The organism is Corallococcus silvisoli, assembly GCF_009909145.1.
Taxonomy (GTDB): Bacteria; Myxococcota; Myxococcia; order Myxococcales; family Myxococcaceae; genus Corallococcus; species Corallococcus silvisoli.
The window spans coordinates 332524-350156 of the sequence record NZ_JAAAPJ010000005.1 but is presented as its reverse complement, the minus strand read 5'-3'; the positions used below and the strand labels follow the sequence as shown (position 1 = coordinate 350156).

Sequence of the window (17633 nt, the reverse complement as noted above, 5' to 3'; positions counted from 1 at the left end):
CCTCGCCAGGGGGGGGACTCGCCCGGAGCCCACGGGGCCATGACGGGGCGCCGAAGCCTGCTTCGCCGAATCTCCCGTTCGGCCGGCGCCGCCGAAGCGCGCTTCGCTCCCGCGCCCTGACTCCCAGAGCAGGAGCGACCCTCGGCGGGGTTGGCACAGCCGCTGCTTATGCCCGGTCCGAACCCGCGGCCACGAAGCCGGCCCCATCACACGAGGAACTGACCATGCATGACGTGGATCGCACCTACCAGGAACTGGAGGGGGAGTCGTTCGAGTTCGAGTTCAACGCCGAGTCGGAGTGGGGCGAGGTCTTCAACGAGAACGAGCTGAACGAGCTCGCCTCGGAGCTGCTGGAGGTCAGCAACGAGCAGGAGCTGGATCAGTTCCTCGGCAACATCATCAAGAAGGTGGGCAGCGCCGTCGGCAAGGTCGTGAAGTCTCCGCTGGGCAAGCAGCTCGGGGGCATGCTCAAGGGACTGGCCAGGCAGGCCCTGCCGATGGTGGGCAGCGCGCTCGGCAACCTCGTGGTCCCCGGCGTGGGCGGCGCCGTCGGTGGCAAGCTGGCCTCCATGGCGGGCCAGGCGTTCGGGCTCGAACTGGAGGGCCTGAGCCAGGAGGACCGCGAGTTCGAGGTGGCCCGGCAGATTGTCCGACTCGCCTCGGACGCCTCCAAGACGGCCCTCAACTCGCCCGACAATGCTTCGCCCCAGCAGGTGGCTGGCGCCGCCGTCCACCAGGCCATCCAGAAGTTCGCCCCTGGCTTCGCCGCCCAGATGCCGCACGCCGCGGGCACCGGTGGCCGCAGTGGCCGCTGGGTGCGCAAGGGCAACAAGATCATCCTCTACGGGGTCTGAGCCACCATGTCCTCCGGCTCCTTCGCCTCCTGGATGCTGTCACAGGAGGCCCGCGCGCTGCTCACCCGGCTCGAGCGCATCAAGTCCTTCGCCATGTCGGAGACGATGGTCCCAGCGGCCACGCTCTCCGTCGAAGCGCAGGCGGCGTTGGAGAGCTACCTGGTCAAGGGGCGCCGTGAGCTACGGACGCAGATCCACCAGTACCTCGCGTGGTTGGAGGGCCCCTGGGGCCGACACGCGGCCCCCGCCGAGGCGCAGCGGCGCTTCACCTTCCTGCGGCTGCGCTTCAACGTGGTGCTGTCGCAGTTCGACATCTTCAGCGAGGCCATGAGCCAGCGCAGCGAGGCGGACAACGGCGTCTGGCTGGCGGGGCTGGACGTGCTCTCCAAGAACGCGCTGGAGCTGCCGGGGTACTACGAGGCGCCGCCCGTCATCTGCTACCTGGCTCGCGGCCCCGGAGCGGCCATCCGCCGGGCGCGCACGCGTCTGCCCGGCGGCGGGGCGAACCCGGTGGCCATCATCCGCGTCCCCCGCGAGCGGATGATCGGCAGCAGCCTCGCGTCCTCCCTCTTCCACGAGGTGGGGCACCAGGGGGCGGCGCTGCTGGACCTGGTGGCCTCGCTCCGCGTGGCCCTGCGCGACGTGCCGCGTGAAGGGCCCGAGGACGCGCTGGTCTGGGGCCTGTGGGAGCGGTGGATCTCGGAGGTCGTCGCGGATTTCTGGTCGGTGGCTCGCGTGGGGGTGACCGCCACGGTGGGGCTGATGGGGGTGGTGAGCCTGCCGCGGCCGTTCGTGTTCCGGCTGAACATGGACGACCCCCATCCCATCCCGTGGATCCGCGTCAAGCTGAGCAGCGCGCTGGGCGGACTGCTGTATCCGCATCCGCAGTGGGCGCGGCTGGCGCGACTGTGGAAGGCGTTCTACCCCATCGACGGACTGTCCGAGCAGCACCGCCGGGTGCTCGGCGCGCTCGAGGCGAGCCTGCCGCGCATCGCGCGGCTCCTGGTGGAGCACCGGCCGGAGTCCCTTCGTGGACGCACGCTGGTGGAGGTCATGAAGACGCGGGAGCGTCAGCCAGACCGGCTCTCCGAGCTGTACCGGGAGTGGCGCGCCCGGCGCTCCCGCATTCGTGAGTCGCCGCCCTCGCTGGTGTTCGCCGTCATCGGGCAGGCCAGGGCCGACGGGGCCATCACTCCCGAGGAGGAGAGCAAGGCCCTGGCCGAGCTCCTCAAGTACTGGGCCCTGCGCAGCACGCTCGATGCGTCCGAGACCTGCGCGTCACTCTCGAAGTCGCGGACCCTGGCGTCGGTGCTCCGGGCTCCCGCGTTGCCGCGGAACGTCGTCACCTAGCGTTGGAGGATGGAATCATGGCTGGCGTCACACTCACTCTCTCACCCACCACCGTCACCTCGAGCGCTTCGGGTGCCACCGTCGAACTGTCGGCGTCCCCCGTCCACGTGAACCCGAAGCTCACGCATCGGGTCTACAGATGGTCCGTGGAGGCCGGCAGCGTCGAACCCCCGGTCTCCAAGTCCAGCGCGGACAGGCAGGAGCTCAATGGCCACGCGACCTGGACGATTCCCAGCTCGAGGCGCGCGGGCGTCCTCAAGGCCAAGGTCATCCTCGAGGAGTTCGAAGGGGCGGGCTCCACCAGGCCCGCGTTCACCTGGGAAGCCGAACAGTCGCTGACCCTCCTCCCGGGAGAGGGCGACAGGAACGTCCGGGAGGTGGTGCGCGAAGCGCTCAACGAGCTCAACTCCTTCGGCGCGGCTGGACGCATGCCTGTCCTCCCCGTGGCGCTGCAGCGCACCCTTCATCCGCTGACGACCGACGTCATCCTCTGGATGGTCATCCGCAAGACCACCGATTGGCTCTCCTTCGATCAATACAGCCGGTTCATCGACGCACACCTCTGCCCGCCCGACCACATGACGGACCCGGGCACGGGCCTGCCGGGCCCGGGCAGGCCGACCCCGATCCGCAAGCCCAAGCTCCGGCTGCCATTCCCTGGCGTGGATGCCTACCGGAAGCTGAAGGCCCTGACCGAGGCCTTCATGCTGGAGCGCACGGGCGTGCTGGTGGACTTCACGGAGCTGCTGGACAAGCTGGACGCGCGCGTGGAGGGCGGTCGCCTCGGCCAGACGCTTCCTCGCGATTTCGACTTCGAGGTCGTGTGGAAGCACTACCTGGAGGATGTGAACGGAAGCGCCGATGTCGCGCTCCCCTACCTGGCGATCATCCGCAACAAGCTCCCCGACGTGCCGGTCATCGCGCCTCGGAACATTCCGGAGGACGACTACGCCGCTTGCTACGGCATCCTCCAGCAGAAGCTGGGCTACCCCACCTTCCTGGAGCTCATCTGGAACTACTGGCACGAGGAGGGAATGCTGGTCCAGGCGATGAACTACATCAGCAATCGCTTCCAGAACGTGCGCGGGCCCGGGGACCGGGATCCGCTGGCGAACATGGAGATCGATCCGCTGCGGCCCCTCAACAACGTGTTGTGGGGCTACCTCCAGGACGAGCAGCACCGGCTGAGCGTCGTGCGCCGCGCCCACGAGTACGACCACGAATATGGCTTCACGCTGCACGGCAAGGCCGTGTCCGGGATGCGCACCGCGGATCGGCGCTCGAAGTTCCTCGAGTCCTTCCACAACCTGCTCCACCAATGCGTGCAGTTCTTCCGGCAGGACGATGACACCACCGTGGTGTCGGACGGCTTCCCGGTGCTCAACTCGCTCAAGGAGACGCACTACCTGCTGGCGCAGGGGGCCCATAACCAGTTCGGAGACATGCCCTCCACCGCGCGCCAGGAGATGCTGATGCAGCAGTGGCTGCTGTCGCGCCCGGAGATGCGCGAGTTCCTCGGCGGGCGGGTGATGGTGCCCTACCCGGAGCCGTGGATGGACCGGGTGGATGCGATGAAGTCGCTCCTGGGGTGGACGGACGTCAGCGTGGTGCACTTCCACGACCTCGCCGTCTACGGCGAGCAGGTGCTCCTGGCCGTGCGCTACGGCGCGTGGAGCATCACGAACGACCCGAACCAGGCCGCCAACTGGGCGCGCTACTGGCGGCCGGAGATCCAGGGCTACATCCACGCGTACCGGGCCGTCACCGGCGTGGACCTCGCGGTCGACATCACCGACCAGCAGCGCCTGGCGGAGCGCTACGTGTCCCCCTCGGTGCACCTGCGCAACCGGCTGGCCCTGCAGCGGAGGCGGTGACGGGGGACGGCGCCGGTGCTCGACTTCACCTCCGCGCTCTACCTGGGCCTGGAGCACTCCAGCGGATCGCTCGCGCCGTGGGAGCGGCTCACCCTGGGCACTCCGGCCATCCTCGAGGAGCCCCCCGGAACGCAAGAGACGTCACGCGCCCTGGCGGAGCTGGTGGGCTGCGAGCGGGGGCTGTTCGCCCGCTCCACGCTGCACCTGTTCTGGGACGTGTTCGGAGCGCTCGCGGGGCGCCCCGTGGCCCTCTACTGGGATGAAGGCAGCTACCCGGTGGTGCGGTGGGGGTTCGAGCGGGTGGTGGCGCGCGGCGGACCCGTGAGGAGCTTTCCCCATCATTCGCCCGAGGCCCTGGCGAGGCTCCTGGCACGGGCGCCGCGCCAGGGGCTCCGGCCGGTGGTGGTCTGCGACGGTTGGTGTCCGGGCTGCGGCGCGCTGGCGCCGCTCGACGCGTACCTGGAGGTGGTCCGGGCCCATGGGGGCCTGCTCATCCTGGACGACACCCAAGCCTTGGGAGTGTTCGGCATGCCGGGGCCCGGCCTGCCATACGGAGCCGGCGGAGGGGGTTCGCTGCGCTGGTACGGCATCCACGGGCCAGATGTCCTGTGGTGCGGCTCGATGGCGAAGGCCTTGGGTGTGCCGATGGCGCTGATGGCCGGCGGCGCGCGGGTGGTGGCCAGGTACGAGGAGCGCAGCGAGACGCGGATGCATTGCAGTCCACCTTCGGTGGCGGATCTCCATGCCGCCGAGCACGCGGTGGCCATCAATCGCCGGAAAGGCGACGCGCTCCGGGAGGCGCTGGCGCTGCGGGTGGCGCACTTCCGGGGGCGGCTGCGGCGGTCGGGGTTGGCCTCGGTGGGCGGGCGGTTCCCGGTGCAGCGGATCCAGCTTCCTCGCGGGGTGAACCCGCGAGCGGTCCACGAGCGGCTGCACCGGCGTGGCATCCGGACCGTGCTCCAGCGCTCGCGCTGCGGTCCGGAGGTGTCGGTGAGCTTCATCCTCACCGCGCGGCACGGCGCGGAGGAGCTGACTCACGCAGTGGAGGCGCTGGTGGAAGCCGTCGACGGAAGGCAGCAGCGGAGGACACGTCATGAATGAGTGGTACGAGAACGAGAGCGAAGACGCGTTGGAGTCCGAGTGGGAAGGCGAAGAGGAGGGCCACTTCGCGCGGTCCTTCCGTGCGCCACCTGCGCGCCGCGCTCGTGCACTCCAGCCCGGCGCGAGGCGGTTCGGGGTCGGACGCGGGATGATGGGCGTCCCCCGGGCGCAGGTCTGGCGTTCGGGTTCGAGACCGGCCCGTGCGTGGCGGAGCCCCGGGCAGGGGCAGGGGCAGGGGCAGGGGCCGAGGCCGGGGCGGCGGTGGCCGAGGGGCCGCCCCTGGGTGGTCTACGGCGGAGGGCCGTACGGCTACCCGCTCTACCAGCCGGCCCTGAACGAGCCCCCTCCCGACAGCGTCGAGCCGGTGGCCGCGGCGCAGCCGCCGCCGGATGTGGCGCCTCCCGAGGAACCCTCGGACGCTCCGCCCGGGCAGGACGGGCCCCCTCCCGCGGAGTCGCAGGAGCTCGAGGCACAGCGGGGCCCCGTCACCGCGAAGGTCCTCTCCTGGTCGGTGCGGAAGATTGATCGCCACCCGTTCTCCGCGCTTCCCGCCGGAGGTGGCTTGTACGTCGTGGAGGAGGAGGGGCTTCCCCTCTACGTGGGCGAGACGGACAGCTTCCAGGGGCGCTGGCGAGGACGCCTGCTGAGCCTCTACCAGATGGGGCTCACCCAGAAGGGGGGGCTGCTGCCCAAGCCCATCACGGTCTGGTTCGGGACGATTCAGCCCAACACCCGACAGGCTCGCAGGGCGGTGGAGCATGCGCTGATCCGCGCGCTCCTGCTCTCTGGAGCCGTCCCCGCGGGCCGCCTTCGCAACCTGAGCTCCATCCGGCAGTTCCGCGTGAGAGGAGGTGTCTCCATCCAGGGCTTGCTCCCGCCGAATCCATGGGGCGTCCGGGCCGCCAAGGCGCCTGGCATCGCCAACCGCGCGCTCTCGCTCCCCGACAAGGCGCTCTACGAGCTGTTCGAGCGCCGATGACGCGACGATGATCATCGACTGCCATTGCCATGCCGGGAAGGGCGACGGGCTCACCGGCCCCTGGGACACCTCCGCGCCGCTGGAGGACTACCTGCGGCGCGCGTCCGCCGCGGGCATCTCCCGCACGGTGCTGCTGGCCGCGTTCCACTCCGACTACGCCACGGCGAATCGCCAGGTGGCCCGCCTCGTGAAACGCCACCCGGAGCGCTTCTACGGCTTCGCCTTCGTGCATGCCGTGAGAGACCGCGGGCGCGTCTTCGAGCGGGTCCAGGAGGCCGTGCGGCGCTACGGCTTCCGGGGCATCAAGGTCCACCGCTACGACGCGCGCATCTCCCGTGAGATCTGCGAGGTGGCCCGGGCCTTCGCGCTGCCCATCCTCTACGACGTGATGGGAGAAGTCTCCGGTGTGGAGTTGATCGCCACCGAGTACCCGGAGGTGAGCTTCATCATCCCGCACCTGGGCAGCTTCGCGGACGACTGGCGAGCGCAGCGCGCGCTGTTGGACCTCCTGGCGCGCCTGCCCAACGTCCACGCCGACACCGCTGGGGTGCGCCGCTTCGACCTGCTGGAGGAGGCGGTGGAGCGGGCCGGGGCACACAAGCTGCTCTTCGGCTCGGATGGCCCGTGGCTGCACCCGGGGGTGGAGCTGGCCAAGGTGCTCGCGCTGGAGCTGTCTCCGAAGGACCGGCAGCTCGTGTTGGGGGGCAACCTGCTGCGATTGATGGGCCGGTGCCGCCCAAGGCCCTTGGGGCGGAGGTCTGCCTGGAAGGGCCCGGCCCCCTCGGTGGAGGAAGAGCCGCGAGACCCCTGGACCCCCGATGCGCTCCGAGGCGGCGGATGCTGAGGCGATGACTCCGGCTATTCGTCGCGCTGGGCCCGGCGGAGCTGGAGCGCGCGGTCCGTGACGCCCAGCCGCCGGGCGGCGCGTTGGAGGTTGCCCTGCTCCTCGGCGAGGGCCAGCCGGATGGCCGTGTCCGAGGCGCTCCGGCCAATCTCCTTGAGCCCCACCCCGAGCGACAGGGCGCGCTGGATGGCCTGCGCGAACGAGACGTCCTGCCAGTCCCCGAGCCCTTCGGAGGAAGGGAGCTCGTCGGGGGGAATGTCGCCCACGGTGATGGGCCCGGTGCCCACGTGCCGCTTGCAGAGGCGCCCGATGAGCTGACGCAGCTCCCGGATGTTTCCCGGGTAGCTGCGCTTGAGGAGGTACTCCCGCACGTGGGGATCCAGCTCGAGCGCCATGTCGGGTCGCATCGACCGGAGGAAGTGCTGGGCCAGCGGGAGGATGTCCTCGGGTCGCTCGCGCAGGGGCGGGAGCCGGCACACCCAGCTCAGGATGCGGTGGAAGAAGTCGCGGCGGAAGCCGCCCTGGGCGACCTGCTGGGACAGCTCGCGGTTGGTGGCGCAGACGAGCCGGAAGTCCGTCCGCTGCCAGGTGTTGGAGCCCACGCGCTTGTACAGACGCTCCTGCACCACCCGCAGCAACTGAGCCTGGAGGGCCAGGGGCAGCTCGCCCACCTCGTCCAGGAACAGCGTCCCGCCATGGGCCAGGGCGAAGGCCCCGTCTCGGGTGTTCGTCGCTCCCGTGAAGGCGCCCCGCTCATGCCCGAAGAACTCGCTGCCCGACAGCTCCGGCACCACCGTCGTACAGTCCAGCGTCACCAGCTCCCGCTTGTCCGGGCGCATGTCCAGCTCGTGGATGAGACAGGCCATCTCCTCCTTGCCGGTGCCGCTCTCCCCGAGCAGCAGCACCGAGGCGTCAGTGAACGCGGCCACCTCCACGAGCTGGCGCAGCACCGGGAGCCAGGTGGCGGCCCGGCCCACCAGGCGCCGTTGCACGGCGGGCGACTCGATGAGCCGCTCCACCTGGTGCCAGCGCTCCAGCCGTGCGGCGATCTCCGCCGCCGCGTCACGCGCGCCCTCCCAGACGAGCACGTCCGAGGCTCCCGCCTGAAGCAGCCGCCAGCAAGCCCCTTCACCGAGTCCCTGGCCCGTCGTGGCCACCGCGAGGACCCGTGTCGAAGGGCTCAGCCGGCAGTCCCGCACGGCTTCCAGCGTGTTCGCTTCCACTTCATCGAAGACAATCACTCCGAGGCCAGGGGGAGCTTCCTCCGGGCGCGACACCATCTCGAGGCCCGAGCCTTGGAGGGCTCCCAGCACCGTCTGCCGGAGTTGAGTGGCGCGACTCCCCAGGAAGCGAATCCAGGTTTTCATGTAGCACCCGATCTCGGATGGCGCGCAACGGCTCCCCCTCAAATCCAGGCGCTCGACTTCCAATCCAAACACCAACCTGGACGGGCAATACCGACCCGCCAGCAGCATGCCTCATACACGGGCTGCTCATGGACGCGCTCCCGCCGAGTATCGACTAGAATACAGTCTGGCTCGCCGGCTTTTATCGCGGATGGGGGCACCCGACGCTTCTCGCATTGGCGATGAAAAAGGAGCGCGTCTTGGGTGACATCTTCGTGCCCAAGTGCATCCCCTGCCCAGCCGGCGATCCACCCGCACCGGAACGCTACCGCACGCACGTGCGCGCCGCGGCGTCCGCCACGGAAGAACGGGAGGGCGGGGGCGCGGTGATGGACATCGAGGGTGAAGCAACTGAGACTCTGGGTGTGAGTTATCAAAGGCTCACCATTCCGAATCCTGGAGGCTCATCTCGATGAGAAATCCTGGCCGTATCGTCGTCCTGGGAAGTGCCTTGCTTTCACTGTTCGCCCTTGGCTGTGGAAATACCGATTCGCCTGGAGCGCCGCTAGAGGAGAGCGCCGCGGCGATACCCGAACTGGCCACGAGCGAGGCCGCGCTGAGCTGTTCGACGACCGTCAGCCTGGTGCCAGCGATGACCAGCGCGACGGCCCCCAGCGGCAGTGTCACCCGGTCAGGCGCCTATGACTCCTCGTATGAGGCCTGGCAGGCCTTCGACAGCTCCAACACGAGCATGTGGATCTCCGCCGTCTATCAAACGCCGGCGTGGATCGCCTACGAGTGGACGGACTTCACGCCCCGGCTCGTCACCAGCTACGCCATCACGTTCGCCAACGGCTCGCTGACCAGTCGCGCGCCCAGCGCCTGGACGCTGGAGGGGTGGAATGGCAGCGGTTGGGTGGTGGTGGACACGCGCTCGGGAGAGACCGGCTGGCCCGGGCTGCAGACCCGCACCTATACGGTGGGGTCCCCGGGAAGCTACCTGAAGTACCGGCTGAACATCACGGATGACAATGATCCGGCGGCGGGCATCGTCGTCGTCTCCATGGGGAAGCTGGAGCTGTTCGGCTGCGGTCAGGCCCATTGTGGTTACAACGGCGAGACGTGCTGCCCGGGGCAGGTCTGCTCAGGGGTCCTCACGTGCAGCGGTGGGACCTGTCAGCTGTTCTGCGGCCACATCGGTGAAACCTGCTGCTCGGGGGCCTACTGCGTGCAGGGTGGGTGTGGTGTGTCGAACCGCTGCGAGTCCTGCGGCTACCGGAACGGGCCCTGCTGCGGCAATACGTGTGGCTTCCCGCTCACGTGCAGCTTCGGCAGGTGCCAGTGAGGTGACGGAGGCGCACGCGCTAGCTGGCGTCCTGACGGACCACGGCTGACGCGGGCTCACTCTCCACCGGACGCCCCAGGCAGTCCTCACCGTCCTGGGGCGTCGCGGTGCTTCGCGGCCGGTACTCCCAGTGCCACGGCTCCGACGCGACCGTTCGCCGGAAGCCGAAGCGGCACGCGTTCGCCGCGAGCCATTCATACGTGGGGGAGTCCATGTCCCTCCCCACGACCAGATCCACCGCCAGCCCGCGGTTGTGGTTGGAGCGGCCCGGCCACGCGGCCTTGGGCCCCAGGCCGTTGCGGTAGCGGCGCCAAAGGAAGCGCTGCTGCTGGTACGAACGCCACCCGCTCGTCACGAGCAGGGTCCGCCCCGCCGCGCGAGCCTCCGCCGCCATGCGCTCGAAGGCCGCCGCCGCGTCGCGGTGGAGCCGGTGGGCGCCCTGGATGCGCACCAGCCGCGGGCCCTTCCCCTGGGCCTTGCCGACCTTCGCGTCCTTCGCGAACCCAGGGGTTGCCAGCAGCCAGGCCAGGAGCACGAGGCCCCGTGGGAGCAGGGGAGGGGACATTCTTCGGAGGTCCAAGGAGTGGGCGAGGACCTGAAGGTGCCGTCTTTATTCCGCGCTGAAAAGCAGCCGACCCACCGAGCGCTTCGGGCTGATGCCCGGACGCCCCGACGCGGGGTGTGTTTCAGAAGAGCTTGAGCTGCGAGGCCGGGGCTGGCGCGTCCCGGGGCGGCAGCACGCTGAAGCCGTGGGCGCGCGCCCACGCGTCGCTCGGTCCCGCCCAGTGGTGCGCGTCCATGCGCACGTGGCCCTTGTCGTCGAACGCGACGCCTTCCTCCTCCAGCAGCTCGCGCTGGCGAGGGCCGGAGGTGCTGATGCCGCCCGTGCGGTTGATGATGCGCTGCCACGGCACCTTCGCCGCGCGCGAACCCAGGGCCGCCATCGCGTGGCCCACCATGCGCGCATCACAGCCGCCGCCCACGATGGCGGCGATGTCGCCGTACGTGGCCACCTTTCCGGCCGGCACCTGTTCGCAGACGCGGTAGATGCGCTCGAAGGGATCCTGCGTATCGGTGGGAGATGCCATGGGACCTCCGGAGGGGGACGGGTGAGGGCCTGAATCCTACGCAGGGCATCGCCTGATGCACGCGAAACTCCAGGCATTCGCTCCCCTTCAGGAAGCTAGAGCGCCGATCAGGAATCAGCCCGAGGGAAAATCGATCGCTTACGAGCACCGCCGACGCGAGCCGTCGCCGAGTGCTCCGGTCACCTCCGCATGGAGGTGCCGGTTGGACCGATGGAAGCCCACGATGAAGTGCAGTGCCCGCGAGCAGAAGCTCCTGAGGCTTCCCGATGTCTGCGAGCGACCGCTGCTGGCGGTCGGTTCTCGGAGCGCTCGACCCAGACCTCGAAGTCGCCGCGCGTCACCTTCGCGCGTCGTGACCTGACCTGTCCGGCGCTCTAGGGCCGCACGGTGACGCGATTGAGCGCGGGGGCGGGCAAGGGGCTCGCCTGGCTGCTGTGTGCCTTCAGGTATGCCTCCAGCGCGTCGCTGTCCACGGCGCCACCCAGCCGGTTCTTCCCCTCGGCGAGCACCGAGAAGCCATCACCCCCACTCGCGAGGTAGTTGTTCGCGGTGACGCGGTACTCCGCCGTCAGGCTCACTGGCACGCCGTTGATCCGGATGGACGCCGGGTCGACGCGGCTTCCGATGGGCGCCGACGCGCTGAACGCATAGGTGAAGCCCGCAGACGGAAGCAGCATGAGGGTGGCTCCCGACGACCGCCACTGCCGCTCCAGCAGTTGCCCGATTTGCGCGCCCGTCAGCGTCAGGGTGACCAGGCTGTTGCCGAACGGCTGCGTGGTGAAGACCTCGCCGTAGGTGACCTCGCCCTGGGCGATGTCCGCGCGCACGCCGCCCGGGTTCATGAAGGCCACCTGCGCCCCACCCAGGTTCGCGGGCTTCGTCGCCTCCAGCTGCGAGTCCGCGACGACGTAGCCCAGGGTGGACTGGCCCGCGGAGTCTGACTGTGTCCTGAGCGTCTGCGCCACCCAGCCGACGACCCGGTTGGCCAGCGGCGTGACGAGCTCCTGGTACTTCGTCACCAGCTCCTTCACCTCGCCGACCTCCTGCACGTCGCGGGTGACGATGACGTTGTTCGCTCGCGCCTCCACGACGTCGCCCGTCGCCTTGCTCAGCGTCAGGTCGATGTCCGTGACGAGCTGCCCCATCGACGAGGCGCTCGTGACGACCTTGCCGTCGATGACGCAGTTGTAGGCCTGATGCGTGTGGCCGCTGACGATGACATCCACCGCGTCGTCGAGGCCCTTGGCGATGCCCACGATGGCACCTGAGATGAGGCCGTTCGCACCCGCGCCCTTGCAGTCGTTCACCAGCGAGCCCGAGGTCGCGATTCCGCCCTGGTGCACCACCACGATGATGGCTTCGATGCCCTGCCGCCGCAGCTCCGGCACCAGCGCGTTCACCGTCTGCACTTCGTCCTTGAAGGTGAGCCCCGCCACGCCCGTGGGCGTGACGATTTCCGGCGTTTCCTCCAACGTCATGCCGATGAAGGCCACCTTCACGCCCTCGAACTCGCGCACGTCGTAGCGGGGGAACAGCGTGCGGTCCACGCCCGTGGCCACGTTGGCCGCCAGGAACTTGAACTTCGCGCCCGGGAAGCCATCCCCGTCCAGGCAGCCATCCACCGGGTGGCAGCCGCCCGACTGCATGCGCAACAGCTCCGTGCTGCCCTCGTCGAACTCGTGATTGCCCACCGCGACCAGGTCCAGGCCAATCAGGTTCATCGCCTCGATGGTGGGCTCGTCGTGGAAGAGCGCCGACAGCAGCGGCGAGGCGCCGATGAGGTCTCCCGCCGCCACCACCACCGTGTTCGGATTGGTGGCCCGCAGGGCCGCGATATGCCGGGCGAAGTACGTCACGCCGCCCGCGTTCACCCGCACCGGTCCACCGTCGGGGGCCACGCCCGTCAGGATCTGGCCCGCGGGCTCCTCGAGCTGTCCGTGGAAGTCATTGAACGCCAGCACCTGCACGCTCACCGTGGTGGGACCCGAGTCGGGCATCCCCGAGTCGGGTCTCCCCGCGTCGGGCATCCCCGCGTCGGGCATCCCCGCGTCGGGCGTCCCCGAGTCGGGCGTCCCCGCGTCGGGCATCCCCGCGTCCGAGCCCGCATCCGGAGGCGGCTGCTGGACGGGATGCTGCTCGCAGCGCTTGTCCTCGCAGACCCACTCCTTGCCCTCGGCCGGTGTGCTGTGATCGAAGCGGCAGTCGGCGGCGTCCTGGCACTCGTCACCTCCGCAGCCGCCATGGGCGAAGAGGAACATGCCGGTGACGAACGCTCCGGCGAGCAGGAAGACGCTGGGACGCGCTCCCAGAGGTGACGAGCGCGGTGTGGCTTGTGGCATCGACGGAGCTCCAGCGAACAGGGAGGGGGAACCTACTCTGGTTCGTGGACGATGGCGCGACTTCATGGTGGCGCGGTGAAGCTCGCGCCCCGACTTCGTCTCGACACGGGTCCGCGGCTGTTGCCCGTGCTCATGGCGCGGATGGCGGCGCTTCGTTGCCACACAGCAGCAACTCCGCGGGACCTCCGGTGCGATCCGCCAGGACGGCCACCTGACCGTGCGCGCGACCGAAGCGCTCCGCCTCCGCGCGGGGCAGTCCCGGGATGATGAGGCTCTGCTCGGACCAACCGCGGTCCTCGGCCTCGCCAATACCCGACCTGTTCGGCGCTCTAGGCCGCCATGGACCGCTGGGGCTCCCCTGGCAGGGGGTTGGACGGGTTGAACGCCGCCCACTCCTGCCTCAGCCGAACGTACAGCTCGTGCAGCGGACGACCCGGTGACTCGAACTGTCCCGCGTGGTGGTCGAGCAGGTGGCGCAGGAGCACGAAGCAGGCGGTGGCCGCGCCCGTGGACTCCACCGTGGTGAACTGCGCGTCGGCCGTGAACCAGAGCGTGGTGGGCATCTGGCAGGCCTGCGTGGCCTGGGCCACCAGCCGCGCCTCGGGCTTGATCCAGGGGTGCCGGGAGAAGAGGTTGGGGCGGTCCACCGTGAGCGCGGAGATGAGGTTGGAGACGCGCTGGTTCTTGAAGCGGGGGTCTTGATACAGCCTTCCGAAGACCAGCCCGCGCACGCGCTTCATGAACACCTTGGACGTCAGGGCCATCAGCGACGAGGCCCGCAGCACCAGCATCTGCGAGAACTCCGGGACCGTGAGCTTCTTGAACGAGGGCCAGACGTCCAGGTTCATCTGTTTCTTGAGCAGGGCGGTGGCGTCGTCCAGCCGGGCGCGGACCCAGAACAGCGCCGTCGCCACCGCCGCGGTCAGGACGCCGGGGACCAGGTACAGGAGGTAGTCCCGGGGCGCCCAGGTGCCCGAGCTCACGGCGTCGAACCCGCGCCACGCCAGGATGGCGGCGGAGGCCAGGGCCAGGAGGAGCAGCCCCCATGCGAGCCAGGAGACCCCGTTCAGCGTCACCCAGCCCCGCTTCGTCGGGTTCTCGGGGACGTTGTACATCTGCGGATCCTGCGTGCTGACGTCGGAGATGAGCAACGTGGGCGGGGACTCGGCGCGGTCGTATGCCAGGAGCAGGCTGTCGATGCCCTGGTTGTCGTAGATGCCGCCATCCATCAGCGGCAGGCCGTCCTGGAACTTCGGTCCCAGCGCCTCGCGCGCGGCTTCGAGCGGGAAGCCTTCAGGCCAGTGGAACTGCTGCGGGAAGACCAGCGGCTCGAAGCCACCCGGGAAGCAGGACGACGCGGCCGCGATGTCCGCCAGCCGGATGTGCGGGGCCACGGTGCGGGGCAGCCGGTAGCCGTTGTTGCCGAGGATCGTGTTGGGGTTGCCGCTGCGCCGGAAGCGGAAGTCCAGGCCCGTGTGGAACTCGGTGGAGTTGAAGATGGCCTCCTGGAGTGGGAGTCCGCTGGCGCCAAGCACCTCTCCGAAGCGGCGGTCCCCCAGGAAGTCAGGCCGCGCGTAGACGTCCGCGGCGGAGCGGATCAGGCTGGCCCAGGCATGGCTGCCGTGCTCGCGGTCCGAGGTCAGCCCGGTCAGCGCCTCGGCGATCACGTTCGTGCGCTTCAGGTAGGCCGAATAGGCCTCGTGGAACGTCTTGAACGGGGTGCCGTCAATCTGGCTCACCACCCAGGCCAGCCCGAGGAGCGTCCCGCCAGAGACGGTGGACAGCCCCACGACGTCGGGCAGCAGTCCCACGGTGTCCAGCAGGCGCAGCGTTCCCAGGTGGAACGCCGCCGCGCGATAGCCGCCGCCGGACAGGGCCAGCGCGAGGGGGCCGAGCGGACCGTGCTGCTCGGGGGCGGGGAGCGGGGTGGCTTGGCTCATGGAGAGGTCCAGGGGAACGGCGGGGAGGGCGTTGGGAGCTTAGGCCAGATTCAGCGCCCCCCACCCACGGAGGTGCGTGTCGAACCCCACCGTGGCGGGGAGGCGGACGCGGCGCAGGCCGCTCAGGCGAACGGGGGCCGCACGGCTCGCGTGCGCTGCGAGGGGTACCGGTCATGAGGGCCGGTCGTATCTTTCAGGCGTGGACCGAAAGGACGCTCCCCATGACGAAGCACGTGCCTGGCCCCGAGGCCACGCCCTTCACGGGCGTGCGAGTGACCCATCGGAGCACGCTCGCGTTCGACGAGGTGCGAAGTCGGCTTCGCTCCCGCCTTGGAGAGGTCACGGTGCCGGAGATCGCGCGGCTGAGCATGGAGACCGGGTCCGCCCAGGAGTTCGAGGAGCGGATGCGTCCCTTGCTCGGCGGCAGCGGTTTCGTGCTCATGGCGGAGATCGACCACGGTGCGTGGATGCACCGGGTGGGGATCCACCGACGGCTGGTGCGCTGGATCTTCGGCAATCCCATCATCGCGGCCACGATGCTGCGGCATGACGCGACGGCGGGCTTGTTCGTGCCTGTCGAGCTCCTCATCGAAGAGGCCGTGCCCGCGGCTGGATGCACCGTGACCTATGTCCGGCCATCGTCGTTGATTGCCGTGGGTGACAACCGGGAGCTCCTCGTGGCGGCGCAAGCGCTCGACGCGAAGGTCGAGGCGTTCCTCACGTCATCCGGCATCTGACGACAGCCGAGTCACGGTCTCGGTTCGCTTTGGGCAACGACCGAATGACCGGAGGTGTGAATCAGCCGGCCAGCGCCTTCTCCAGAAAAAGATGACCGCGCGGCGGAGCGCATGCCTGCGATGCCTCCCGCCGGATCAGGGGACGGTGTAGAGCCCGACGACGTTCGGATCCAGCGTCGCGCTGGTCAGCCGGAGGCCGGTGGCGCCGCTGACGCTCGCGACGTCGGTCACCCCCAGGTCCGACAAGGAGAAGGACACGGCCCCCAGCTTCGACGGCACCGTGCCCACGGGGTTGCCGGTGATGCTCGGCACACCGCTCGTGTAGGAGACGGTCGCCAGCGAGGTGGAGGTGTTTCCCGCGGCCGACGCGGTGAAGTCGCTCGCGAGCAGGGACAGCGAATACGTCCCCACGGGCTGGTTGGACGCGTTGATCAACGTGACGGTGGTGTCGTCGCCAATCGTCGCGGAGGCCAGCGTGCTGTCGACGATGAAGAAGCGCGTCTTGGCGGTGAAGGCCATGCCGAACTGGAAGTTGCCCGCGCCCACGTTGTTCGCGCCGTCGTGGATGCCCAGGCCGGAGGCGGCCGCGTTGGCATTGGCGGGCGCCGAGCCCCGTGCGCTGGGCGTGTTGGTGCCAGTGATGGCGTTGGCCGTGGCGCCCACGAGTTGGGTGAAGGTGCCCTCCGCCGTGGTAACGGACGCCAGCTGCGCGGCGCCGGTCAGCTGGGCCGGAGTGCCCGCCGTCACCGCGCCCGTGAAGGTCGCGCCCGTGACCGGCATCCGGGTGTGAGGAGTCCCGACCGGGTCGGCGAGCGAGGAGATCTCATACGCGACGCGGTGCAGCTCGCTGGCCTCCGTCGCGCTGATCCCCAGGTCCGCCGCCGCGCTGCCCGCCCCCGTCGCCAGGTTGCGGGGATCGGCCTGCGTGATCTTCGCGAACAGCACCGCCGCCGACAGGTAGCTGCCGTACTTGCTCGAGTGGCGGCTGTCCGCCGCGCTCCACAGGTTGAACATCCCCGGGGTGATTCCATCGGCGGGGTTCGGGTCGGCCAGTCCCTGCTCCACCGCGCGCATGTAGCCATCGCCCACCCGGGCGACCCCCGTGAAGCCCAGGTCCCGGTACGCCTTGAAGTAGGCGTCGCGCAGGTCGGCCTGCATCGCCTGCAAGCCCGGGGTCCCGCTCGGGTAGCCCTGCGTGCCGACGGACGTGGGCGATGACCACGTCTCATAGAGGAACACGCTCGCGGCGGGGTTGCTGGACAGCACCAACGCGCGCAGCGCGCGGGCGGCATCCATGAAGTTCGCCGGCGCGCCACCCCGGGCCGCGGGCAGCGGTGTCACGCTCTGCTCCTGCAAGACGACGGCGTCCCAGTTCGCCTGGCCGATGATCGACGCCCGGTTGACCTGGTGCCAGCGGAGCGTCTGTCCACTGGCGGTCTCCAGGCTGACGTTGAAGGAGAGCCCCGCCTGGACCGTCATCTTCTTGAAGATGCCTGGAATCCCTCCCACGCCGGAGCCATTCAGGTCCGTGACCGCGGCCTTGTTGTACGAATAGACCGGCGCCTCGTTGCCGTGGGTGAAGCTGTTGCCGACGAAGAGGATGTCGCCGCCAGAGATCGCGGAGAACTCGCTCGCCAGCTCCTCCTGCGCGGGCTCGGGACGAGGGGCACCGCCCGCCTGCGTCACGACGCCCCCCCAGACCATCAAGCCCAGCACGCCAGGGTGGAGGGCGGGCAACAGCGCATGGAAGCGGGACCGGCGCATGACATCTCCGTGACGGTGGACCCGGGCGACAGCGCGCTGTCGCTGAAATCCAGCTTCACAATCGTAACGGGA

General features: G+C 69.6%; 15 protein-coding genes. 8 read left to right on the top strand and 7 right to left on the bottom strand.

Annotation, left to right across the window (positions count from 1 at the left end; all coding sequences use genetic code 11):
* The first annotated feature begins 224 nt into the window (after positions 1-224).
* The 6 genes from GTY96_RS10430 (at position 225) to GTY96_RS10405 (ending at position 7002) form a co-directional block, all read left to right on the top strand.
* The gene (locus tag GTY96_RS10430; RefSeq protein ID WP_143900934.1) at positions 225-854 is read left to right on the top strand and encodes a hypothetical protein; all 630 of its coding nucleotides are present in this window, start codon (positions 225-227) and stop codon (positions 852-854) included.
* A 6-nt stretch (positions 855-860) separates the two neighbouring features.
* On the top strand, positions 861-2204 hold the full coding sequence (locus tag GTY96_RS10425; RefSeq protein WP_161664629.1) for a hypothetical protein: 1344 nt from the start codon (positions 861-863) through the stop codon (positions 2202-2204).
* 17 nt (positions 2205-2221) lie between these two features.
* Positions 2222-4078 carry a hypothetical protein gene (locus tag GTY96_RS10420; protein ID WP_161664628.1) on the top strand — a complete coding sequence of 619 codons (1857 nt, stop codon included), beginning with the start codon at positions 2222-2224 and terminating at the stop codon, positions 4076-4078.
* Positions 4079-4093: 15 nt separating this feature from the next.
* Complete coding sequence (locus tag GTY96_RS10415; protein WP_161664627.1) at positions 4094-5179, top strand: aminotransferase class I/II-fold pyridoxal phosphate-dependent enzyme; 1086 nt, start codon at positions 4094-4096, stop codon at positions 5177-5179.
* Positions 5180-5462: 283 nt separating this feature from the next.
* The gene (locus tag GTY96_RS10410; protein WP_143900926.1) at positions 5463-6158 is read left to right on the top strand and encodes a GIY-YIG nuclease family protein; all 696 of its coding nucleotides are present in this window, start codon (positions 5463-5465) and stop codon (positions 6156-6158) included.
* A 7-nt stretch (positions 6159-6165) separates the two neighbouring features.
* A complete protein-coding gene (locus GTY96_RS10405) occupies positions 6166-7002 on the top strand; it encodes an amidohydrolase family protein (protein ID WP_161664626.1) in 837 nt (278 codons plus the stop codon).
* A gap of 14 nt (positions 7003-7016) precedes the next feature.
* On the opposite strand, the gene GTY96_RS10400 is transcribed toward GTY96_RS10405, so the two are convergent.
* The gene (locus GTY96_RS10400) at positions 7017-8369 is read right to left on the bottom strand and encodes a sigma-54-dependent transcriptional regulator (protein WP_143900922.1); all 1353 of its coding nucleotides are present in this window, start codon (positions 8367-8369) and stop codon (positions 7017-7019) included.
* A gap of 631 nt (positions 8370-9000) precedes the next feature.
* Between GTY96_RS10400 and GTY96_RS10395 the strand changes: the two genes are divergently transcribed.
* Positions 9001-9693 (top strand): discoidin domain-containing protein, encoded by a 693-nt coding sequence (locus GTY96_RS10395; RefSeq protein ID WP_143900920.1) that lies wholly within the window; start codon positions 9001-9003, stop codon positions 9691-9693.
* A gap of 19 nt (positions 9694-9712) precedes the next feature.
* On the opposite strand, the gene GTY96_RS10390 is transcribed toward GTY96_RS10395, so the two are convergent.
* The 5 genes from GTY96_RS10390 to GTY96_RS10370 form a co-directional block, all read right to left on the bottom strand.
* On the bottom strand, positions 9713-10258 hold the full coding sequence (locus tag GTY96_RS10390; protein WP_161664625.1) for a M15 family metallopeptidase: 546 nt from the start codon (positions 10256-10258) through the stop codon (positions 9713-9715).
* 121 nt (positions 10259-10379) lie between these two features.
* On the bottom strand, positions 10380-10781 hold the full coding sequence (locus GTY96_RS10385; protein ID WP_143900917.1) for an MGMT family protein: 402 nt from the start codon (positions 10779-10781) through the stop codon (positions 10380-10382).
* A gap of 374 nt (positions 10782-11155) precedes the next feature.
* Entirely contained in the window at positions 11156-13120 is a 1965-nt protein-coding gene (locus GTY96_RS10380; protein WP_161664624.1) for a bifunctional metallophosphatase/5'-nucleotidase, read from the bottom strand.
* Positions 13121-13250: 130 nt separating this feature from the next.
* A complete protein-coding gene (locus GTY96_RS10375; protein ID WP_143902117.1) occupies positions 13251-13430 on the bottom strand; it encodes a DUF3293 domain-containing protein in 180 nt (59 codons plus the stop codon).
* Positions 13431-13449: 19 nt separating this feature from the next.
* Complete coding sequence (locus tag GTY96_RS10370) at positions 13450-15060, bottom strand: patatin-like phospholipase family protein (protein ID WP_235685515.1); 1611 nt, start codon at positions 15058-15060, stop codon at positions 13450-13452.
* 221 nt (positions 15061-15281) lie between these two features.
* On the opposite strand from GTY96_RS10370, the gene GTY96_RS10365 reads away from it, so the two are divergent.
* On the top strand, positions 15282-15797 hold the full coding sequence (locus GTY96_RS10365; RefSeq protein ID WP_143900911.1) for a DUF302 domain-containing protein: 516 nt from the start codon (positions 15282-15284) through the stop codon (positions 15795-15797).
* Between the two features lie 135 nt (positions 15798-15932).
* On the opposite strand, the gene GTY96_RS10360 is transcribed toward GTY96_RS10365, so the two are convergent.
* On the bottom strand, positions 15933-17561 hold the full coding sequence (locus GTY96_RS10360) for a cell division protein FtsK (protein WP_143900909.1): 1629 nt from the start codon (positions 17559-17561) through the stop codon (positions 15933-15935).
* Positions 17562-17633 lie beyond the last annotated feature (72 nt).

Bases quoted from the DNA above. Each gene is read 5' to 3' on its own strand.
- GTY96_RS10430 (WP_143900934.1), top strand. From the start codon at position 225: ATGCATGACGTGGATCGCACCTACCAGGAACTGGAGGGGGAGTCGTTC.
- GTY96_RS10425 (WP_161664629.1), top strand. From the start codon at position 861: ATGTCCTCCGGCTCCTTCGCCTCCTGGATGCTGTCACAGGAGGCCCGC.
- GTY96_RS10420 (WP_161664628.1), top strand. From the start codon at position 2,222: ATGGCTGGCGTCACACTCACTCTCTCACCCACCACCGTCACCTCGAGC.
- GTY96_RS10405 (WP_161664626.1), top strand. From the start codon at position 6,166: ATGATCATCGACTGCCATTGCCATGCCGGGAAGGGCGACGGGCTCACC.
- GTY96_RS10400 (WP_143900922.1), bottom strand. From the start codon at position 8,369: ATGAAAACCTGGATTCGCTTCCTGGGGAGTCGCGCCACTCAACTCCGG.
- GTY96_RS10395 (WP_143900920.1), top strand. From the start codon at position 9,001: ATGACCAGCGCGACGGCCCCCAGCGGCAGTGTCACCCGGTCAGGCGCC.
- GTY96_RS10390 (WP_161664625.1), bottom strand. From the start codon at position 10,258: ATGTCCCCTCCCCTGCTCCCACGGGGCCTCGTGCTCCTGGCCTGGCTG.
- GTY96_RS10385 (WP_143900917.1), bottom strand. From the start codon at position 10,781: ATGGCATCTCCCACCGATACGCAGGATCCCTTCGAGCGCATCTACCGC.
- GTY96_RS10380 (WP_161664624.1), bottom strand. From the start codon at position 13,120: ATGCCACAAGCCACACCGCGCTCGTCACCTCTGGGAGCGCGTCCCAGC.
- GTY96_RS10370 (WP_235685515.1), bottom strand. From the start codon at position 15,060: ATGAGCCAAGCCACCCCGCTCCCCGCCCCCGAGCAGCACGGTCCGCTC.
- GTY96_RS10365 (WP_143900911.1), top strand. From the start codon at position 15,282: ATGACGAAGCACGTGCCTGGCCCCGAGGCCACGCCCTTCACGGGCGTG.
- GTY96_RS10360 (WP_143900909.1), bottom strand. From the start codon at position 17,561: ATGCGCCGGTCCCGCTTCCATGCGCTGTTGCCCGCCCTCCACCCTGGC.